The 17,112-nt window shown below is 72.4% G+C and carries 16 protein-coding genes; 12 read left to right on the forward strand and 4 right to left on the reverse strand.

Translation table 11 applies throughout. From position 1 onward, the window contains the following. The first annotated feature begins 181 nt into the window (after positions 1–181). From AC07EJ_RS14005 to AC07EJ_RS14015, 3 genes are read left to right on the forward strand one after another with little or no spacing between them, the layout of a single operon-like run. Complete coding sequence (locus tag AC07EJ_RS14005) at positions 182–865, forward strand: bifunctional DNA primase/polymerase (protein WP_389478037.1); 684 nt, start codon at positions 182–184, stop codon at positions 863–865. 37 nt (positions 866–902) lie between these two features. Then, positions 903–1,754, forward strand: coding sequence for an ABC transporter ATP-binding protein (locus AC07EJ_RS14010; protein WP_389478036.1), 852 nt, complete (start codon positions 903–905; stop codon positions 1,752–1,754). Continuing rightward, positions 1,751–3,334 carry a transporter gene (locus AC07EJ_RS14015; protein WP_389478035.1) on the forward strand — a complete coding sequence of 528 codons (1,584 nt, stop codon included), beginning with the start codon at positions 1,751–1,753 and terminating at the stop codon, positions 3,332–3,334. The genes AC07EJ_RS14010 and AC07EJ_RS14015 overlap by 4 nt, the downstream gene beginning before the upstream one ends. A 42-nt stretch (positions 3,335–3,376) precedes the next feature. Here the strand turns inward: AC07EJ_RS14015 and AC07EJ_RS14020 are convergent, their stop codons facing one another. Both AC07EJ_RS14020 and AC07EJ_RS14025 read right to left on the reverse strand, forming a co-directional pair. Beyond that, the gene (locus tag AC07EJ_RS14020; protein ID WP_389478034.1) at positions 3,377–4,711 is read right to left on the reverse strand and encodes a maleylpyruvate isomerase mycothiol-dependent enzyme family protein; all 1,335 of its coding nucleotides are present in this window, start codon (positions 4,709–4,711) and stop codon (positions 3,377–3,379) included. Then, positions 4,708–5,295, reverse strand: a complete 588-nt coding sequence (locus tag AC07EJ_RS14025; protein WP_389478033.1) for a sigma-70 family RNA polymerase sigma factor — start codon at positions 5,293–5,295, stop codon at positions 4,708–4,710. The genes AC07EJ_RS14020 and AC07EJ_RS14025 overlap by 4 nt, the downstream gene beginning before the upstream one ends. 279 nt (positions 5,296–5,574) lie before the next feature. Here AC07EJ_RS14025 and AC07EJ_RS14030 point away from each other — a divergent pair, with 279 nt between their 5' ends. Beyond that, positions 5,575–5,949, forward strand: coding sequence for an STAS domain-containing protein (locus tag AC07EJ_RS14030; protein WP_362897999.1), 375 nt, complete (start codon positions 5,575–5,577; stop codon positions 5,947–5,949). A 171-nt stretch (positions 5,950–6,120) separates the two neighbouring features. Beyond that, positions 6,121–6,648, forward strand: coding sequence for an EF-hand domain-containing protein (locus AC07EJ_RS14035; RefSeq protein WP_389478032.1), 528 nt, complete (start codon positions 6,121–6,123; stop codon positions 6,646–6,648). Here the strand turns inward: AC07EJ_RS14035 and AC07EJ_RS14040 are convergent. Beyond that, positions 6,632–8,212, reverse strand: coding sequence for a class I adenylate-forming enzyme family protein (locus AC07EJ_RS14040; RefSeq protein WP_389478031.1), 1,581 nt, complete (start codon positions 8,210–8,212; stop codon positions 6,632–6,634). The genes AC07EJ_RS14035 and AC07EJ_RS14040 overlap by 17 nt on opposite strands. A gap of 203 nt (positions 8,213–8,415) precedes the next feature. Here AC07EJ_RS14040 and AC07EJ_RS14045 point away from each other — a divergent pair, with 203 nt between their 5' ends. The 4 genes from AC07EJ_RS14045 (at position 8,416) to AC07EJ_RS14060 (ending at position 12,593) form a co-directional block, all read left to right on the forward strand. Further along, complete coding sequence (locus AC07EJ_RS14045) at positions 8,416–9,606, forward strand: amidohydrolase family protein (protein WP_376539159.1); 1,191 nt, start codon at positions 8,416–8,418, stop codon at positions 9,604–9,606. Between the two features lie 11 nt (positions 9,607–9,617). Beyond that, on the forward strand, positions 9,618–10,826 hold the full coding sequence (locus tag AC07EJ_RS14050) for an acyl-CoA dehydrogenase (RefSeq protein ID WP_478884309.1): 1,209 nt from the start codon (positions 9,618–9,620) through the stop codon (positions 10,824–10,826). Between the two features lie 2 nt (positions 10,827–10,828). Further along, on the forward strand, positions 10,829–11,692 hold the full coding sequence (locus AC07EJ_RS14055; RefSeq protein WP_389478089.1) for an acyl-CoA dehydrogenase family protein: 864 nt from the start codon (positions 10,829–10,831) through the stop codon (positions 11,690–11,692). Positions 11,693–12,119: 427 nt separating this feature from the next. Further along, positions 12,120–12,593, forward strand: a complete 474-nt coding sequence (locus tag AC07EJ_RS14060; RefSeq protein WP_389478028.1) for an ATP-binding protein — start codon at positions 12,120–12,122, stop codon at positions 12,591–12,593. A 323-nt stretch (positions 12,594–12,916) separates the two neighbouring features. Here AC07EJ_RS14060 and AC07EJ_RS14065 read toward each other — a convergent pair whose 3' ends face one another. Next, positions 12,917–13,843, reverse strand: coding sequence for a cyclase family protein (locus AC07EJ_RS14065; protein ID WP_389478027.1), 927 nt, complete (start codon positions 13,841–13,843; stop codon positions 12,917–12,919). 84 nt (positions 13,844–13,927) lie between these two features. On the opposite strand from AC07EJ_RS14065, the gene AC07EJ_RS14070 reads away from it, so the two are divergent. From AC07EJ_RS14070 to AC07EJ_RS14080, 3 genes are read left to right on the forward strand one after another with little or no spacing between them, the layout of a single operon-like run. Then, positions 13,928–14,839 (forward strand): SDR family NAD(P)-dependent oxidoreductase, encoded by a 912-nt coding sequence (locus AC07EJ_RS14070; RefSeq protein WP_389478025.1) that lies wholly within the window; start codon positions 13,928–13,930, stop codon positions 14,837–14,839. A gap of 16 nt (positions 14,840–14,855) precedes the next feature. Further along, on the forward strand, positions 14,856–16,055 hold the full coding sequence (locus AC07EJ_RS14075) for an acyl-CoA dehydrogenase family protein (protein WP_393583560.1): 1,200 nt from the start codon (positions 14,856–14,858) through the stop codon (positions 16,053–16,055). Then, the gene (locus tag AC07EJ_RS14080) at positions 16,052–17,101 is read left to right on the forward strand and encodes a Zn-dependent alcohol dehydrogenase (protein WP_389478022.1); all 1,050 of its coding nucleotides are present in this window, start codon (positions 16,052–16,054) and stop codon (positions 17,099–17,101) included. Before AC07EJ_RS14075 ends, AC07EJ_RS14080 begins: the two co-directional genes overlap by 4 nt. Positions 17,102–17,112 lie beyond the last annotated feature (11 nt).

The raw sequence follows: 17,112 nt of genomic DNA on the forward strand, positions 1-17,112 counted from the left end.
GGTGGTCGATCGGTGGACAGCACCCTCGTCCGGTCCTCCGGGCTGGCTACCCCCCTGCCGGTGCCATTCCTCCCGCGCGCCCCCGCCCATGCACCCATGCGCCCCACGTGCAGGATCGGTGCCGCAGGCCCCCGCGCGCGTGCGCCCGTAACCCCGGGTGGCGGCGGGAGTTGAGAACCTCGTGGAAGAGACCATCGGAGTCACCTCGGCAGTCACCTCGTCCGTCACCTCGCGTCCCCAGATCCCCGAGCAGCGCGGGGAGGCCCTCCTCGACGCCGCCGTGCGCTACGCGGAGGAACGCCACTGGGACGTGTTCCCCGGCACCTGGCTGGAGGTCGACGAGGGCAGGCAGCACTGCTCCTGCGGCGACGCCAGGTGCGCGGCCCCCGGTGCCCACCACGCCCGCGAGGACTGGGCGAACCAGGCGACCGGAAGCGCGACCGCCGCCCGCCGGCTGTGGTCCAAGCAGCCCGCCGCCTCGATCCTGCTGCCGACGGGGCGCACGTTCGACGCGATCGACGTGCCCGAGACCGCCGGGTTCCTGGCCCTCGCCCGCATGGAGCGCATGGACCTCACCCTCGGCCCGGTCACCTGCACCCCCGACCGCCGGATGCAGTTCTTCGTCCTGCCGGGCGCCGCCGCGAAGGTCCCCGACCTCGTCCGCAAGCTCGGCTGGCCGCCCGCCTCCCTCGACCTGGACGCGCTCGGCGAGGGCGCCTACGTCGCCGCGCCGCCCACTCGCTTCGGCGGCCGGGGCGCCGTCCAGTGGGCCTGCCGCCCCACCGCCGCGAACCGCTGGCTGCCCGACGCCGAGGAGCTCATCTCCCCACTGGCGTACGCGTGCGGGCGGGAAGGCCGCCGGTAGAACCCGACGGCGCGTCCTACGGCCACGTATCGTGCGGATGGGTTATAGCGACGGACGAAGGACGGCGGGCGGCACAGTGACCGAGGCGGGGATCAAGACCGAGGCGGGGACGGAGGCCGGTGCGCCGGCCGTACGCGTGACGGACCTGTGGAAGGCGTTCGGTCAGAGCGTCGCCGTCGCGGGGATCGATCTCGCTCTTCCCGCGGGCCAGTTCATCGGCCTCGTCGGGCCGAACGGCGCGGGCAAGACGACCACCCTTTCCATGGTCACCGGCCTGCTCCGGCCGGACCGGGGCAGCGTCGAGATCGTCGGCCACGACGTGTGGCGCGACCCCGTCGAGGTGAAGGCCCGCATCGGAGTGCTCCCCGAGGGGCTGCGCCTGTTCGAGCGGCTCTCGGGGCGCGAACTCCTCGCGTACACGGGCAGGTTGCGCGGCCTGCCCGGCGCCGAGGTCGACAAGCGCGCCGCCCAGCTCCTCGACGTGCTCGACCTCACCGGGTCCCAGCACAAGCTCGTCGTCGACTACTCGACCGGCATGCGCAAGAAGATCGGGCTCGCCGCAGCGCTCCTCCACAACCCCGAAGTCCTGTTCCTGGACGAGCCGTTCGAGGGCGTCGACCCGGTCTCCGCGCAGACGATCCGCGGTGTCCTGGAGCGCTACACCGGCTCCGGGGCGACCGTCGTCTTCTCCTCCCACGTCATGGAGCTCGTCGAGTCGCTCTGCGACTGGGTCGCCGTCATGGCCGCCGGCCGCATCCGCGCGCAGGGGCCCCTCGCCGAGGTACGCGGCGACGCTCCCTCGCTCCAGCAGGCGTTCCTCGAACTCGTCGGCGCGAACAGCCGCGACACCACCTCCGACCTGGACTGGCTGGGAGGTGGCAGCCGGTGACCACGACGACCGTCACGCTCGTGCGCCTCAAACTGGCGCTCCTGCGCAACGGCCTGCGCGGCTCCACGGGCCGCCGCGCCGCCTACATCGCCTCGCTCGTCGTCGTCCTGCTCGTCGCCGCGCTCCAGCTCATCGGCCTGATCGCCCTGCGCGGCAGCACCCACGCGGCGACGCTCTGCGTCATCCTCACCGCCGTACTCGCCCTCGGCTGGGCGGTGATGCCGCTCTTCTTCCCGTCCGGCGACGAGACCCTCGACCCGACCCGCCTCGTCATGCTCCCGCTGCGGCCGCGCCCGCTCGTACGGGGACTGCTCATCGCGTCCCTCGTCGGGATCGGCCCGCTGTTCACGCTCTGTCTCGCGGTCGGTGCGGTGATCGCCCTGGCGCAGGGGGCCGCCGCGTACGCCGTCGCGGTCCTGGCCGTCGCCCTCACCCTGCTCACCTGCGTCGCCCTCGCCCGCGCCGTGGCCGCCGCCAACATCCGGCTGCTCACCAGCCGCAAGGGACGGGACCTCGCCGTCCTCAGCGGGCTCGTCATCGCCGTCGGCGCGCAGGTCGTCAACTTCGGGGCGCAGCGGCTCGGTTCGGCCGGCGGCCTCGGGGCGCTCGACCCGGCGGGCGAGGTGCTGGCCTGGATCCCGCCCGCGTCCGCGATCGGCGCCGTGGACTCCGTCAGCCACGGCTCGTACGGCGTCGCGGTGGCCCGCCTCGTCCTGTGCGCGGCCGCACTCGCCGGGCTCCTGTACGCGTGGCAGCGCGCCCTGACGCGCCTCATGACGTCCCCCGACGGCTCCACGCTCCAGGCCGCCGAACCCACCCGCCGCAGGCGCACGTCCCGCGGCACCCGCCTCCTGCCCGACGGCCGCACGGGCACGGTCATGGAGCGCGCCCTGCGCTATGTGTGGCGCGACCCGAAGACCAAGGCGGCCTGGGTGACGTCCCTCGCCATCGGTCTGATCGTGCCGGTCTTCAACGCCCTCCAGGGCACCGGCTCCGTCTACTTCGCGTGCTTCGCCGCCGGAATGCTCGGCATCCAGATGTACAACCAGTTCGGGCAGGACACCTCGGCGTTCTGGATGGTCGCCATGACCATCTCCTCGCCGCACGACGCCTACGTCGAACTGCGCGGCCGCGCCCTCGCCCTCCTGACGATCACCCTGCCGTACGCGACGCTGGTCACCGTCGTCACGACCGCGATGCTCGGCGACTGGCGGGCCCTGCCCGAGGTGCTCGGCCTGTCCTTCGCGCTCCTCGGCGCGATGCTCGCGACCGGCGCCTGGTCGTCGGCCCGCTTCCCGTACTCGATCCCGCAGGAGGGCTACAAGAACGTCGCCCCGGGGCAGGCGGGCCTCGCCTGGATATCGATCTTCGGCGGGATGGTCGCGGCGGCCCTGCTGTGCGCCCCGGTCATCGGCGCCGCGATCTGGCTGCACGTGTCGGGCGCGGAGTCCGCGACCTGGCTGCTGCTGCCGCTCGGCGCGGCGTACGGAGCGGGGATCGTCCTGGCGGGCCTGCGCCTGGCGGCCCCGCGCACGGCGGCCCGCCTGCCGGAGATCCTCGCGGCGGTCAGCAAGGGATGACGCGTGCCGCGCGGCGTATCCCGCGTATCCCCCTGGAACGCGTCACATCCGGCTGAGTGACGCCGTCGCGTACAGGACGTCGTGGATCGCCTCGCGGTCGCCGTCCTGGCCCGCGGCCGCCTCCTCCGGGGTGATGTGACCGGCGGCCAGACGGCAGAACTCGACGCCGTCCAGGGCGACATGGGCCACCTCGCGCTCCGCGGAGCCGACCGCTCCGGGCGAGTCCAGGGAGATGAGCCACTCGCCGCCGCCCGCCCCCTCGACCTCCAGGCGCAGGGTGCGGCCCGGCGCGCCCGCGGCGACGAGACCGCGGGCCGGTGCGGCGAGGCCCGCGCGGCGGCGCCCCGCGAGGGAGTCGGGAAGCAGCCGGGCCGCCAGGTCGATCATGCGGTAGAGATGGCGGGGCGACGGCGCCTCGTACGGGTAGTCCACCGCCTCGGCGATGTCCTCGGCGTGCACCCAGCACTCGAAGGCCCGGTCCAGCATCGAGTCGCGCAGCGGCAGCGTGAAGTCCCCGTACGGGACCGTCAGTTGACCCGAAGAGCGGGTGCGGCCCGAGGAGCCGCTCGGGTCGGCCGCGAACGACACCGTGCGGATCACGGCGTGCGACTGCTCGCGCCAGGGGCCGCGGACGGCGCGGGTCGGCGGGAAGTGCGAGGCCTTCCAGAACGTCTCCGTGCGGCTCTCCGGGGTGCGGCGCTCCTCGGGCGCGACGCCGAACAGCGGGTCGTCGAGGCCGAGGGCGACGGCGACCAGGCCGTCCACGCTCATCAGGTGCGTGAGCACCCCGGCGACGGTCGTCTTGCGGCTGACCCGGTCGTCCCCCTCGTACCAGCGAAGGCGTACGGGCGCGTGCCACTCGGAGTCGCCGATGTCCTGGAGCAGGGCGTCGAGGCGGGCGGTCTCCGCGTCGTACGCAGTGGCCCACTCGGGGACCGGGATGCGGGGCGGGCGGCGCGTGAGGCAGCCCTCCAGGACGCGGGCGCGCAGCATCGGGTCGAGGTCGAGGCTCTCCTCGGAGTGCAGCAGGCCCACGGCGTCCCGCAGCCGCAGCGCCTCCTCGGCGCACGGGCCGCAGTCACCGAGGTGCTCCTCCACGGCGTAGCTCTCCTCGGCCGAGCAGGCGGCCAGCGCCCACGCGCCGAGGAGGGACTTGAGGACGCGGTGCTCCAGGACCGGCGGCGCGGGGACGTGGTCCGGCAGTGGCCGCCCGGTGTCCTCCACGGACGAGCGCGGTGTCGGTATCCGGGCGCTCGCGGCGGCGTCGGAGCGGCCGGCGCCCTCGAGGCCCTCGGGCTGCCCGGAGCCGTCGCGGCGGTCGCGGTTGTCGGAGTTGTCGGGCTGGTCGGCGTTGGCGAAGGGGTTGGGCCCGCTCACAGCGCCCTCCCGTGTCCCGGAGGTCCCGGCGGGGTGCCGGACGTGCCGCTGTCGTGGGCCGTGGACAGGAGCTGGAGGCCCAGGCGCAGGCGGCGCCGCGCCTCGTCCTCGGTGACGCCGAGGTCGACCGCGGTCTGGCGGTAGTCCCTGCGCTGGAAGTAGGCCAGCTCCAGCGCGGCGCGCAGCGGGGCGGGCATCGAGGTGACGATGTAGTCGGCGCGGGCGGCGGCGGAGGCGTGCCGCACCTTGCGCTCCAGGTCCTCCGTGGTGCCCTCGCCGCTGCGCACGAGGGCGGCGGACTCGGTCTGGCGCAGGCGGTGGACCGCGCGCCGGTGGGCCAGGGTGGCGATCCAGGAGCGCAGCGGCCCCTGCTTGGGGTCGTACGCGTCGGGGTTCTCCCAGACGTGGGAGAAGACGTCGCGCGTGATGCGGTCGGCCGCGCCCTCGTCACCGAGCACGCGGTGCGCGAGCCCGTGCACGAGCGACGCGAAGCGGTCGTACAGCTCGCCGAGCGCGGCGGCCTCCCCGTGCGCGAGCCGCTGCTGCATCCTCCGGTCCCACCGGGTCGGAGTCTCCTTGGCCATGCGGCCCCCTCACCGTGTGCCTTCCCTCGAATGTAGTCGGACCCGCCGACAACGCACGTGCCTTTGCGGCAAAGGTCGACCGGTTCGGACGCGGATGGTAAGGGGCCGGTCACGTTGCGCGGACCTTTGGCGCCGGAAGGGACGCAAAATCCGATCACTTGGGTCTCAACCGGGCCATATGTGATACGCCTGCGGTGGTGTTTCAGCACCTCGCGGTCGGGCAGCCGCGAAAGAAGACAACCGTAAGCAGAGGTTCCGGATCAGCGAGAGGCGTAAGGCGTGACGCTCAGGGTGACCGAGGGACAGCAGGGTGGCTGGGCCGTCGTGCGGGTGTCGGGCGAGATGGATCTCGCCACCTCTCCCGCGCTGCGCCAGCAGGTGCACGACGCGGTCGCGGACGGCCGGCACAGTCTCGTCCTCGATCTCTCGCAGGTGCTCTTCTGTGATTCGAGCGGGGTCGGCGTGCTGATCGCGGCTCGCCGCCTGATGCGTTCCTGCCGCGGCGAGCTCCGCCTGATCCTGCCCGCCAAGGGGGCCGAGGACGGCTCGCACGTCAACCGCGTCCTGTCGGCCCTCGGCGTGCGCCGCCTCTTCGAGGTGTACCCGGACGTGCTGTCGGCCGTGAGCGACGAGGCGTCGCCCCTCTCCGCCTGACGCACACCCGAGCGTCCGGGCGGCGGGGCACGGAAGTTGTTGCGGAATTTTTCCGGTCTTGGCACAAGCGTCGCTGTGAGGGCCCCGGGCGCCCCTCCACGACGTACGCTCCCAGGCGAGGGGACGGGGCAGACCCGTACCACCACCGATGTGAGAGGCGGCCGAGGGGACATGGACCACGCCGAGAGCACCGATCACGCCGAGTACGAGCGCAGGATCGCTGCCCGCTTCGCCGGCTTCGACCAGGACGGCAACGGCTACATCGACCGCGAGGACTTCGTGACCGCGGCCAAGGGCCTGCTCACCGAGTTCACCACGACGGCGCGCTGCGACAAGGGCCAGGCGCTCTACGCCGGTGCCGAGGCCTTCTGGCAGGGCATGGCCGGCATCGCGGACGTGGACGGCGACCAGCGCGTCACCCGCGAGGAGTTCGTGACCGGCGCGGTGAAGCGGCTGCGGGACAATCCGCAGCGGTTCGCGGAGATCGCCCGTCCCTTCCTGCGGGCCGCCATAGACGTCGCGGACGGGGGCGGCCCGGGTCTCACCCCGGCGGCCACGGAGCGCGTGCTGGGTGTCCTCGGTGTCGACCCGGCCGTGGTGGGCCCGGTGGCCGCCGCGCTCGACGCGGACGGCGACGGCCGGATCTCCGAGGACGAGATCGTCACCGCGTTCGCCCACTACTTCACCGTTCCGGAATAGCGTTCACCGGTCCTGTGCCCGAATAGCGCTCGCGCAGCTTGTACTTGAGGACCTTGCGCAGGGTGTCGTTGCGCGGAAGGGCGTCCACCAGCTCCAGCTGCTCCGGCAGTTTGTGCGTGGACAGCCCTTCCGACCGCAGATGGGACGTCACCGCCTCCAGGGTCAGCGGCTCGGTGCCCTCGCGCTGGACGACGACCGCGCAGACCCGCTCGCCGCGCTCGGGGTCGGGGAGCCCGACGACCGCCGCGTCGCCCACCGCGGGGTGCGCGTGCAGCAGGTCCTCGATCTCCTTCGCGGAGATGTTCTCGCCCTTGCGGATGATGATGTCCTTGGCCCGCCCGGTGAGCACCAGATGCCCGGTGTCCCGCACGTGCCCGAGGTCGCCGGTGACGAGGAACCCGTCGCCGTCGAAGGCGGCCGCCGACTGCGCGGGGTCCAGATAGCCCTGGCAGACGGCCTCCCCGCGCAGCCTGACCTCGCCGTCCACGCCGTACGGGACCTGCTTGCCGTCCGCGTCCACGACGCGGATCTCCATGCCCTCGGGGGGTCGTCCCTCCGTCGTCGCGAGGTTCTCGGCGGTGTCGTCGGGGGCACCCATCGTGATCATGGGGACCTCGGTCATGCCGTAGCCGTGGGTGAGCTGACAGCCCATCTCGCGTACGACCGCGTGGTAGATCTCGGGCGGCTTGGGCGCGCCGCCGCCCGCGAGGAGCCGCAGCGTCGGGATGAGCCGGTCCGCGGGGGACTTGCGCTGTTCGGTCAGGAACATGGAGTAGAAGGCCGTGGAGCCGCCCGCGACGGTGACGCCGTGCCGCCGGTAGCCGTCGAGCGCGTCCGGCAGCGCGAACTGCTCGAACATCACCGCGGGGAACCCGTACAGGAGCAGCATGACCGTGTAGTCGGGGCCCGCTATGTGCGCGAAGGGGAACGCCATCGAGCCGATGTCGGACGCCGACAGGTGCAGGGCGTGCGCGAGGCAGGAGCCGCCGGCGATCAGTGAGCGGTCGGTGTGCAGGACGCCCTTGGGGTCGGAGGTCGTGCCGGAGGTCCAGTAGATCCAGCGCACGCCCGTGCCGTCGGTGGGCGGGGGCGGCAGGACGGAGGGGTCGCCGTCGGGCAGCGTGTCGTAGGCCTCGAAGATCCCACGGGCGTCGAGGCGCCGGGCCATCTCCGTGTGGTCGAAGCCGCGCCACACGCCCGGGGTGGCGAAGAACTCGGCCTTCGACTCGCGCAGCGCGAAGCCGACCTCGCGGTCCCGGTAGAAGGGGATGACGGGGGACTGGACGGCGCCGATGCGGGCGAGCGCGAAGGAGAGCAGCGCGGTCTCGATGCGGGTGGGGAGCTGCCAGGCGACGACCGTGCCGGGGCGTACGCCCATGCCGTACAGGCCTGCGGCGACCCGCTCGCCGCGCTCGCGCAGCTCGCCGAAGGTCAGGCGCCGGTCGCCTCGCGCGTCGGGGGCGGACTGGATCAGTACGGGGGTGTCCGGGGTGAGGTCGGCGCGGCGCTCGATCAGCTCCCAGAGCGTCCCGGCGGCGCCCAGGGCGTGTGCGGTGTCGTTCACTCTGCTCCCCCTCGAAACGGCGGACCGTACCTGACGGTTAGTCAGATCGTGCGCAGAGCGTAGAGCGCTGCGCCTTGTCGGTCCAGGGGTGCGGGGCTAGCCTGCTATCTGACGACCCATCAGAAACAGCACCAGAAGCAGTGTCGGAAACAGCACCAGAAACGCCATCAGAAACTGTCAGGTGAGGGGACACGATGGACCCGATGGAACTGCCCCGGATCATCAGCGTCGACGACCATGTGATCGAGCCCGCGCACCTCTTCTCGACCTGGCTGCCGGCGAAGTACCGGGACCGGGGGCCGCAGCCGCTCACGGCGGGGATCGGCGAGCTCGCCTACGTGGCGGGCAAGTACCAGATCACGATGGACCCGGACGGGCCACCGACGGACTGGTGGATCTACGAGGACCTGAAGTTCCCGTACAAGCGCAACATCGCCGCCGTCGGCTTCGACCGCGACGACATGACCCTCGAAGGCATCACGCGCGCGGAGATGCGGCGCGGCTGCTGGGACCCGAAGGCCCGCCTGGCGGACATGGACCTCAACCACGTCGAGGCCAGCCTCTGCTTCCCCACCTTCCCCCGCTTCTGCGGCCAGACGTTCGCCGAGGCCAAGGACAAGGAGGTGGCGCTCGCCTGCGTGCGCGCCTACAACGACTGGATGGTCGAGGAGTGGTGCGGCGACAGCGGGGGCCGCCTCATCCCGCTCTGCATCATCCCCCTGTGGGACATCGACCTCGCCGTCGCCGAGATCAGGCGCAACGCGGCGCGCGGCGTCAAGGCGGTCACCTTCTCCGAGATCCCGACCCACCTCGGACTGCCGTCGATCCACTCCGGCTACTGGGACCCGTTCTTCGCCGTGTGCCAGGAGACCGGCACGGTCGTCAACATGCACATCGGCTCCAGCTCGCAGATGCCCGCCGCGTCCCCCGACGCCCCGCCCGCCGTGCAGGCCTCCCTCAGCTTCAACAACGCGATGGCGTCGATGATGGACTTCCTCTTCTCCGGAGTCCTCGTGAAGTTCCCGACGCTCAAACTCGCCTACTCCGAAGGCCAGATGGGCTGGATCCCGTACGCCCTGGAGCGCGCGGACGACGTCTGGGAGGAGCACCGGGCCTGGGGCGGGGTGCGCGACCTCATCCCCGAGCCGCCGTCTACGTACTACTACCGCCAGATGTTCTGCTGCTTCTTCCGCGACAAGCACGGGGTGGCGTCCCTCGACGTCGTCGGCCGGGACAACGCGACCTTCGAGACGGACTACCCGCACGTCGACTCGACCTTCCCGCACACCAAGGAGGTCGCCCTCGACCATGTGAAGGGCCTCGACTCCGAGACGGTCTACAAGCTCATGCGGGGCAACGCGATCCGCATGCTCGACCTGGACCTCGACAGGTAGCGGGCCGCGTCATGGATCTGACTTACACGGACGAGGAAGAGGAGTTCAGGGCGCGACTGCGGGAGTGGCTCGCGTCCGTCCTGCCGGGGCTGCCCCCCAAGCCGTCTCCGAACGACTGGCCGGGCAGGCGCGCCTACGACCTCGGCTGGCAGCGCAGGCTGTACGACGCCGGGTACGCGGGCCTGCACTGGCCCGCCGACGCGGGCGGCCGCGGTGCCACGCCCACGCAGCACCTCATATTCCTGGAGGAGACCGAGAAGGCGGGCGCGCCCTACGTGGGGGCCAACTTCGTCGGCCTGCTGCACGCCGGGCCGACCATCGCCGCCGAGGGGACGCCTGAGCAGCGGGCGCGCTGGCTGCCGCCGGTCCTGCGCGGCGACGAGGTGTGGTGCCAGGGGTTCAGCGAGCCCGACGCCGGCTCCGACCTCGCGGCGCTGCGCACCCGCGCGAGGAGGGACGGCGACCACTACGTGGTCAGCGGGTCCAAGATCTGGACCTCGCACGCGGAGGTCGCCGACTGGTGCGAACTCCTCGTGCGCACCGACCCGTCCGCCCCGAAACACCGGGGCATCTCCTGGCTCGCCATGCCGATGGACGCGCCCGGGATCACCGTCAGGCCGCTGCGCACGCTCGCCGGGTCCGCCGAGTTCGCCGAGATGTTCCTCGACGACGTACGCGTCCCCGTCGCCAACCGGGTCGGCGAGGAGAACGACGGCTGGCGCGTGACGATGGTGACGCTGTCCTTCGAGCGCGGCACCGCGTTCGTCGGCGAGGTCGTCGCCTGCCGCCGCGTCCTCGGCGAACTGGCCGCGCAGGCCCGCAAGAACGGCCGCTGGGACGACGCCGTGCTGCGCCGCAGGCTCGGCCGCCTCAACGCCGAGTTCCGTGCTCTGTGGCGGCTCACCCAGTGGAACGTCAGCGAGGCCGAGCAGGCCGGCGGCGTCCCCGGCACCGGCGGCTCGGTCTTCAAGCTGCGGTACTCGCACGCCCGCCAGGAGCTGTTCGACGCCGCGGCCGAGGTGCTCGGCGTCGCGGGCGCCCTCGACACGGACCACGAGTGGACCCTCGACCGGCTGTCGTCCCTCTCGTACACGATCGCCGCCGGCACCTCCCAGATCCAGCACAACATCGTCGCCGAACGCATCCTCGGCCTGCCGAAGGACCGGCCCAAGGACCACCCGAAGGACCGGCCGAAGGATCCTCAGAAGGGAGGGCGGTGAGCATGCGCTTCCAGCTCACCGACGACCAGCGCGCCCTGCGCGACGGCGTACGCGACCTGCTCGCCGGCCGCTTCGACCGCGACGCCCTGCGCACCGCCGTGGACACGCCCGGACACCTGGACCGGGAGCTGTGGCGCGCCCTGGGCGACGCGGGCTTCTTCGCCCTGTGCCTGCCGGAGGCGGACGGCGGCGTCGGCCTGGGGCTGCCCGAGGCCGTCCTCGTCTTCGAGGAGGCGGGCCGGGTCCTCCTGCCGGGCCCGCTCGTCGCCACGCATCTCGCCGCGGGCAGCGTGCCGGGCGCCGCGACCGGCGAGAGCGTCGTGACGGCGCCCGCCGGCGAACTCCTGCCGTGGCGCGACGCGTCGGACGTCGTCCAGGGTGACGCGACCGGCGCCGTGCCCCTGGCCTCCGTCGACCCGCTCACGCCGCTGCACAAGCTGCCGGGCCCGCACGCGCCCCGCACCCCCGAGGCCGTACTCCTCACGGCCGCCGAACAACTCGGCTCCGCCGCCCGCACCTGCGATCTCGCGGTCCAACACGCCCGCGAGCGCGAGCAGTTCGGGCAGCCCATCGGCGCGTTCCAGGCCGTGAAGCACCTGTGCGCCCAGATGCTCGTACGGGCCGAACTGGCCCGAGCGGCCGTGTACGCGGCTGCCGTCACGGCGGACCCGGTGGAGATCGCCGCCGCCGAGCTGCTCGCCGACGAGGCGGCCGTGCGCAACGCGCGCGACTGCGTCCAGGTGCACGGCGGCATGGGCTTCACCTGGGAGGCCGACGTACATCTGCACCTCAAGCGGGCCTGGGTGCGTGCCGGATCGGGCCGTAGCGCGCGCGAGACGGAGGAGGAGCTGGCGGCGGCGCTGTGACGTCCCCGGGCCTGCACAGCGCGGGGCGAACCCGTGTACGGACGGTCACGGAACGTCGATATCGGGTTGTGTCCTGCACGGGACTCGTCACGGCACGGAGTCGGGGTTCCGCTCGGGTACCTTGTGTGGGATGCGAGTGGTTCCGAGTCCGAGCCATCCCGGTGTTGCCCCTGAGGCGGCTCCGGATCCGGCGATGCGCGCCGCTCGCAGCGCACGGAAGGGCCGCACGCCCGACCGTTCGACTCCCCGCAGGACGCGTCGCACAGTATGGCGCACGCGTACTCCTTCGCGCTGGAATATGCCCGAAGCGCTTGTTGGGGTGACTGTACGTCAACCATGCTGTCTCCCAAGGGGATCACGGTCCGTGAGCTCCTTGACTTGTCACAGTCCCGAGGCGATGTGTCCGCCGGTTCGGATGGTGTGAGCGGTGCAGGTGCTTCAAGTTCAGCTGGAGGTCGGGGCGGATCCCGCGGAGGTGGGCCGAGCCCGCAGGTGGGCGCGTTCGCGCCTCGCAGGGTCCGGGATAGGGGCCGATGAGCCACTGGCGGAGACACTCATCCTGATCGTCTCCGAGCTCGTCACCAACGCCGTGGTGCACACCGGCTGTCCGGCCGTCCTGCGCATGCTGCTGCCGGGCGCCGTGGCGGAGGCGAGTGCCGGGACGGTCCGCGTGGAGGTGGCCGACGCCAGCGACCGGCCGCCCGCGCCACGGCACGCCGACGGGGAAGAGACCAACGGCCGCGGCCTGGAACTCGTCGACGGCCTGGCGGACCGCTGGGGCTGGCGGCCCGAGGGTACGGGCAAGGCCATCTGGTGCGAGATCGACCGCTGCGGCGCGCAGGGCGCGGAGGCGGGGACGTATCCCGGGACGTATCCGGGGATGGCGTACGAGGCGGTGTAGTTCCGCCTCCCGGTGCGCCGGGGCGCCTCGGCGTGCGTGGCTTCGCGCCGGGCGTGCGCCGTCATAAAAGTCACATAACTGGCAAAGCTCTGTACGGGTGTTGACGCCGGGTGTCCGTTTGATCACGCTTGTGGTCAGCGATTCGTGGCGAGGGGACGTCAAGGGTTCCGGTGACGGGAGCTCTCGGCGAGTGCGGGTCGTGCCGCGGCGGTCGGCTCTCCCCGGGGCCGGGGGAGCAGGGCCCGGACGCCGGGGGCCGGGTGGCGGTGCGAGCGCATCGCCGCCCGGCTCTGAACTCCCGTACAGGGCGAGCCTATTGGGCTCTAGAAGATCGCCACCGGGGCCACCGGCGTGCCGGTGCCGCCCACGAAGGGTTCGGGCATCGCCGACAGCAGGAACGCATAGCGCGCATCTTGTGCACAGGCTGTGGACAAGTTCTCCAGATTCCAGTTCTGGCCCTGGAGCATGCCCATTTCGACCAGGTCGAGGGCGTGCACCGGCAGCCAGAGGTTCTCGATCTCCGGCGGGAAGATCTCGAAGGTGAGGGTGTCGTTCGCGACCGCGGCCACGTCGCGCGCGTGGAACCACTCGGGCGTGCGCACGGACAGGCCGGGTGACGGATAGCTGTACGCGTGCTTGTCGCCCGCGAGATACGTCTGGATCTGGCCGGTGCGGACCAGGACGATGTCGCCGGCGCGGACCGTGACGTGGCCGAACTCCTCGGCCTCGGACAGGTCTTCGGGTGTCACGGCGTGGTCGCCGGGCAGCCGGTCCACCCCCTTCGCCGCCGCCACGTCGAGCAGGACGCCGCGCGAGACGACGTACGGGGCCTTGTCGATGCCGCTGAACCGCGCGCCGCCGTGCGCCGTGATGGTGTCGGCGGGGCGCCCGTTGTAGATCCGGCCCGAGTGCGCGACGTGGGTGAGGGCGTCCCAGTGCGTGGCCGTCTGGAGCCCCATGGTCACCGCGTCGTCGCTGGTGGCGACGGTGCCGGGGCCGAACAGCTCGTGGTTGATCTGGACCATGGTGTGCAGCGGGTTGACCCGGCCGGGGATCATTCCGGTCTGCACCCCGTCCTCCTTGAGGGGTAGCGCGAGCGGAATCCGGCGGCCGGTGCGGACGGTCGCCGCGGCCTCGCGCACGACCTCGTCGGTGACCAGATTGAGCGTGCCGATCTCGTCGTCGGCGCCCCAACGGCCCCAGTTGTTGACGCGCTTGGCCATTTCGTGGAACTCGGCAGGCAACGACATGAGTGCTCCCCGGGGCTTGTTTTCCGGTATCGATCCGGTCATAGAATCTAACGGTCCGTCAGAAACCGCGGGAAGGGGCCGGACGTGGGGAACTTCTTGGCAGGCAAGGTGGTGGCCGTCACCGGGGCCGGGCGTGGCATCGGCAGGGCCGTCGCGCTCGCCTGTGCCGCCGAGGGCGCGCGGGTCGTGGTCAACGACTACGGGGTGTCCATCGAGGGCGGCGAACCGGCGAGCGAGATCGCCGAGTCCGTCGTCAAGGAGATCGAGGCGGCCGGCGGCGAGGCCGTGGCCGTCGCCGACGACATCTCGACCATGGCGGGCGGACAGCGCATCGTCGACGTGGCGCTGGCGCAGTTCGGGCGGATCGACGGCGTCGTCTGCGTCGCCGGGATCCTGCGCGAGCGGATGCTGTTCAACATGTCCGAGCAGGAGTGGGACCCGGTGGTCGCCACTCACCTGAAGGGCACGTTCACCGTGTTCCGGGCGGCGTCCGCCGTCATGCGCAAGCAGGGGTCGGGCACGCTCATCGGCTTCACCAGCGGAAACCACCAGGGGTCCGTGGCGCAGGCCAACTACAGCGCCGCCAAGGGCGGGATCATCTCGCTCGTGCGCAGCGCCGCGCTCGGGCTGCACAAGTATGGCGTGACGGCGAACGCGGTCGCGCCCGTCGCCCGTACCCGCATGTCGGCGAACGTGCCCATGGAGCTCAAGGAGATCGGGGAGCCGGAGGACGTCGCCGCGCTCGTCGTCTACCTGCTCAGCGAGCGCGCCCGCGCCGAGAAGATCACCGGGCAGGTGTACACGATCGCCGGACCCAAGATCGCGGTCTGGGCCCAGCCGAGGGAGTTGCGGGCAGGGTACGCGGACGGGGCGTGGACGCCCGAGAAGATCGCCGACTTCCTGCCGGGGACGGTGGGGGTCGACCCGATGCCGATGCTGACCCGCCTTGAGGAGATGGCGCGCGCGGCCGCCGCGAAGGAACGCCCCAACAAGTGACCGCGGAGGCGGCGTCGTGGAGTTCGGGTTCGGGGATGAGGACGAGGCGTTCCGGCGGGAGGCCCGCGCGTGGCTCGCGGAGCACCTCACCGGCGAGTACGCCGTCGCCCGGGGGCGCGGCGGGCCCGGGAGCGAGCACGAGGACGCCGGCGTACGGCGGTCCTGGGAAAGGGAGTTGGGCGCGTCCGGGTGGATCGGGCTCGGCTGGCGGCGCGGCGGGTACGGCAACCGGGTCGCCTCACTGACCCAGCAGGTCGTCTGGGCCGAGGAGTACGCGCGGGCCCGCGCGCCCGCACGCCACGGGCACATCGGCGAGAACCTGCTCGCCCCGACCCTGATCGCGTACGGCGACGAGGCGCAGCAGCGGCGCTTCCTGCCGCCGGTCGCCTCCGGCGAGGAGCTGTGGTGCCAGGGCTACAGCGAGCCCGGCGCCGGTTCCGACCTCGCGAACCTGCGCACGACCGCCGTGCGCGACGGGGACACGTACCGCGTCACCGGGCAGAAGGTGTGGACGTCGCTCGCGCACGAGGCCGACTGGTGCTTCGTGCTCGCGCGCACCGAGGGCGGGTCGCGGCGCCGGCACGGCCTGTCGTTCCTCCTCGTGCCGATGGACCAGCCGGGCCGGATCGAGGTGCGGCCCATCCGGCAGCTGACCGGCACAGCCGAGTTCAACGAGGTGTTCTTCGACGGGGCGCACGCGCGCGTGGAGCACGTCGTCGGCGGCGAGGGGCAGGGCTGGCAGGTCGCCATGGGGCTGCTCGCCCTGGAGCGCGGCGTCTCGACGCTCGCCCAGCAGATCGGCTTCGCCGCCGAACTCGCCGAGGTCGTCACGACCGCGGTGCGTACGGGCGTGGCCGAGGACCCGCTGTTCAGGGACCGCCTCGTACGGCAGTGGGCCGAGCTGCGCGTCATGCGGTTCAACGCGCTGCGCACGCTCGGCGGCGCGCAGGACCCGGGTGCCCCGAGCGTCGCGAAGCTCCTGTGGGGCCGCTGGCACCAGCGCCTCGGTGAACTCGCCCTCCAGGCGCGGGGCGCGCTCGCCGCCGCCGGGCCCGGGGACTGGACGCCCGGCAGTCCGTACGAACTCGACGCCGCGCAGCGGCTGTTCCTCTTCAGCCGGGCCGACACGATCTACGGCGGCTCGGACGAGATCCAGCGCAACATCATCGCCGAGCGCGTGCTCGGGCTGCCCAGGGAGACGAGGGAGTCGTCATGAGGGGTGTCGTGTTCGACGGGGTCCGGGCCGACGTGGTCGACGATCTGGAGATACGCGATCCGGGGCCGGGTGAGGTGCTCGTCGACGTCGCCGCCGCCGGGCTGTGCCACAGCGACCTGTCGGTGATCGACGGGACCATCCCGTTCCCGGCGCCGGTCGTGCTCGGGCACGAGGGCGCGGGGGTCGTCGAGGCCGTCGGCGCGGGTGTCACGCATGTGGCGCCCGGGGACCATGTGGCGCTGTCGACGCTCGCCAACTGCGGTGCCTGCGCGGAGTGCGACCGGGGGCGGCCGACCATGTGCCGCAAGGCGATCGGCATGCCCACGCAGCCGTTCTCGCGGGGCGGCACGCCGCTCTACCAGTTCGCCGCGAACTCCTCCTTCGCCGAGCGGACCGTCGTGAAGGCCGTACAGGCCGTGCCGATCCCCGCCGAGATCCCGCTGACGTCGGCCGCGCTCATGGGGTGCGGGGTGCTGACCGGCGTCGGGGCCGTCCTCAACCGGGCGCGCGTCGACCACGGCGACACGGTCGTCGTCATCGGGACCGGCGGGATCGGCCTCAACGTGCTCCAGGGGGCCCGGATCGCGGGCGCGTCGCGGATCGTCGCCGTGGACGCGAACCCCGACAAGGAGGCGGTGGCGCGGCAGTTCGGCGCGACGGACTTCCTGACCTCGGCCGACGGGGTCAGGGACGTCCTGCCGCACGGCGCCGACCACGTCTTCGAGTGCGTCGGCCGTGTCGAGCTGGTCCGGCAGGCCATCGACCTCCTCGACCGGCACGGCCAGGCCGTGCTCCTCGGCATGCCGGCCGCGGACGCGGAGGCGTCCTTCGTCCCCGCCTCGCTCTTCCTCGACAAGTCCATCCTCGGCTGCCGCTACGGCTCGTCGCGGCCCCAGCGCGACATCAGGCTCTACGCCGACCTGTACCGCCGGGGCCGGCTGCTGCTCGACGAGCTGGTCACGGAGACCTACCCGGTGGAGGACTTCGCGAAGGCGGCACAGGACGCGCAGCAGGGGAGGGTGGCGCGGGGGGTGCTGGTGTTCTGAGCCGCGTCCAC

The sequence above is a fragment of the Streptomyces sp. NPDC045026 genome (genome assembly GCF_056432625.1).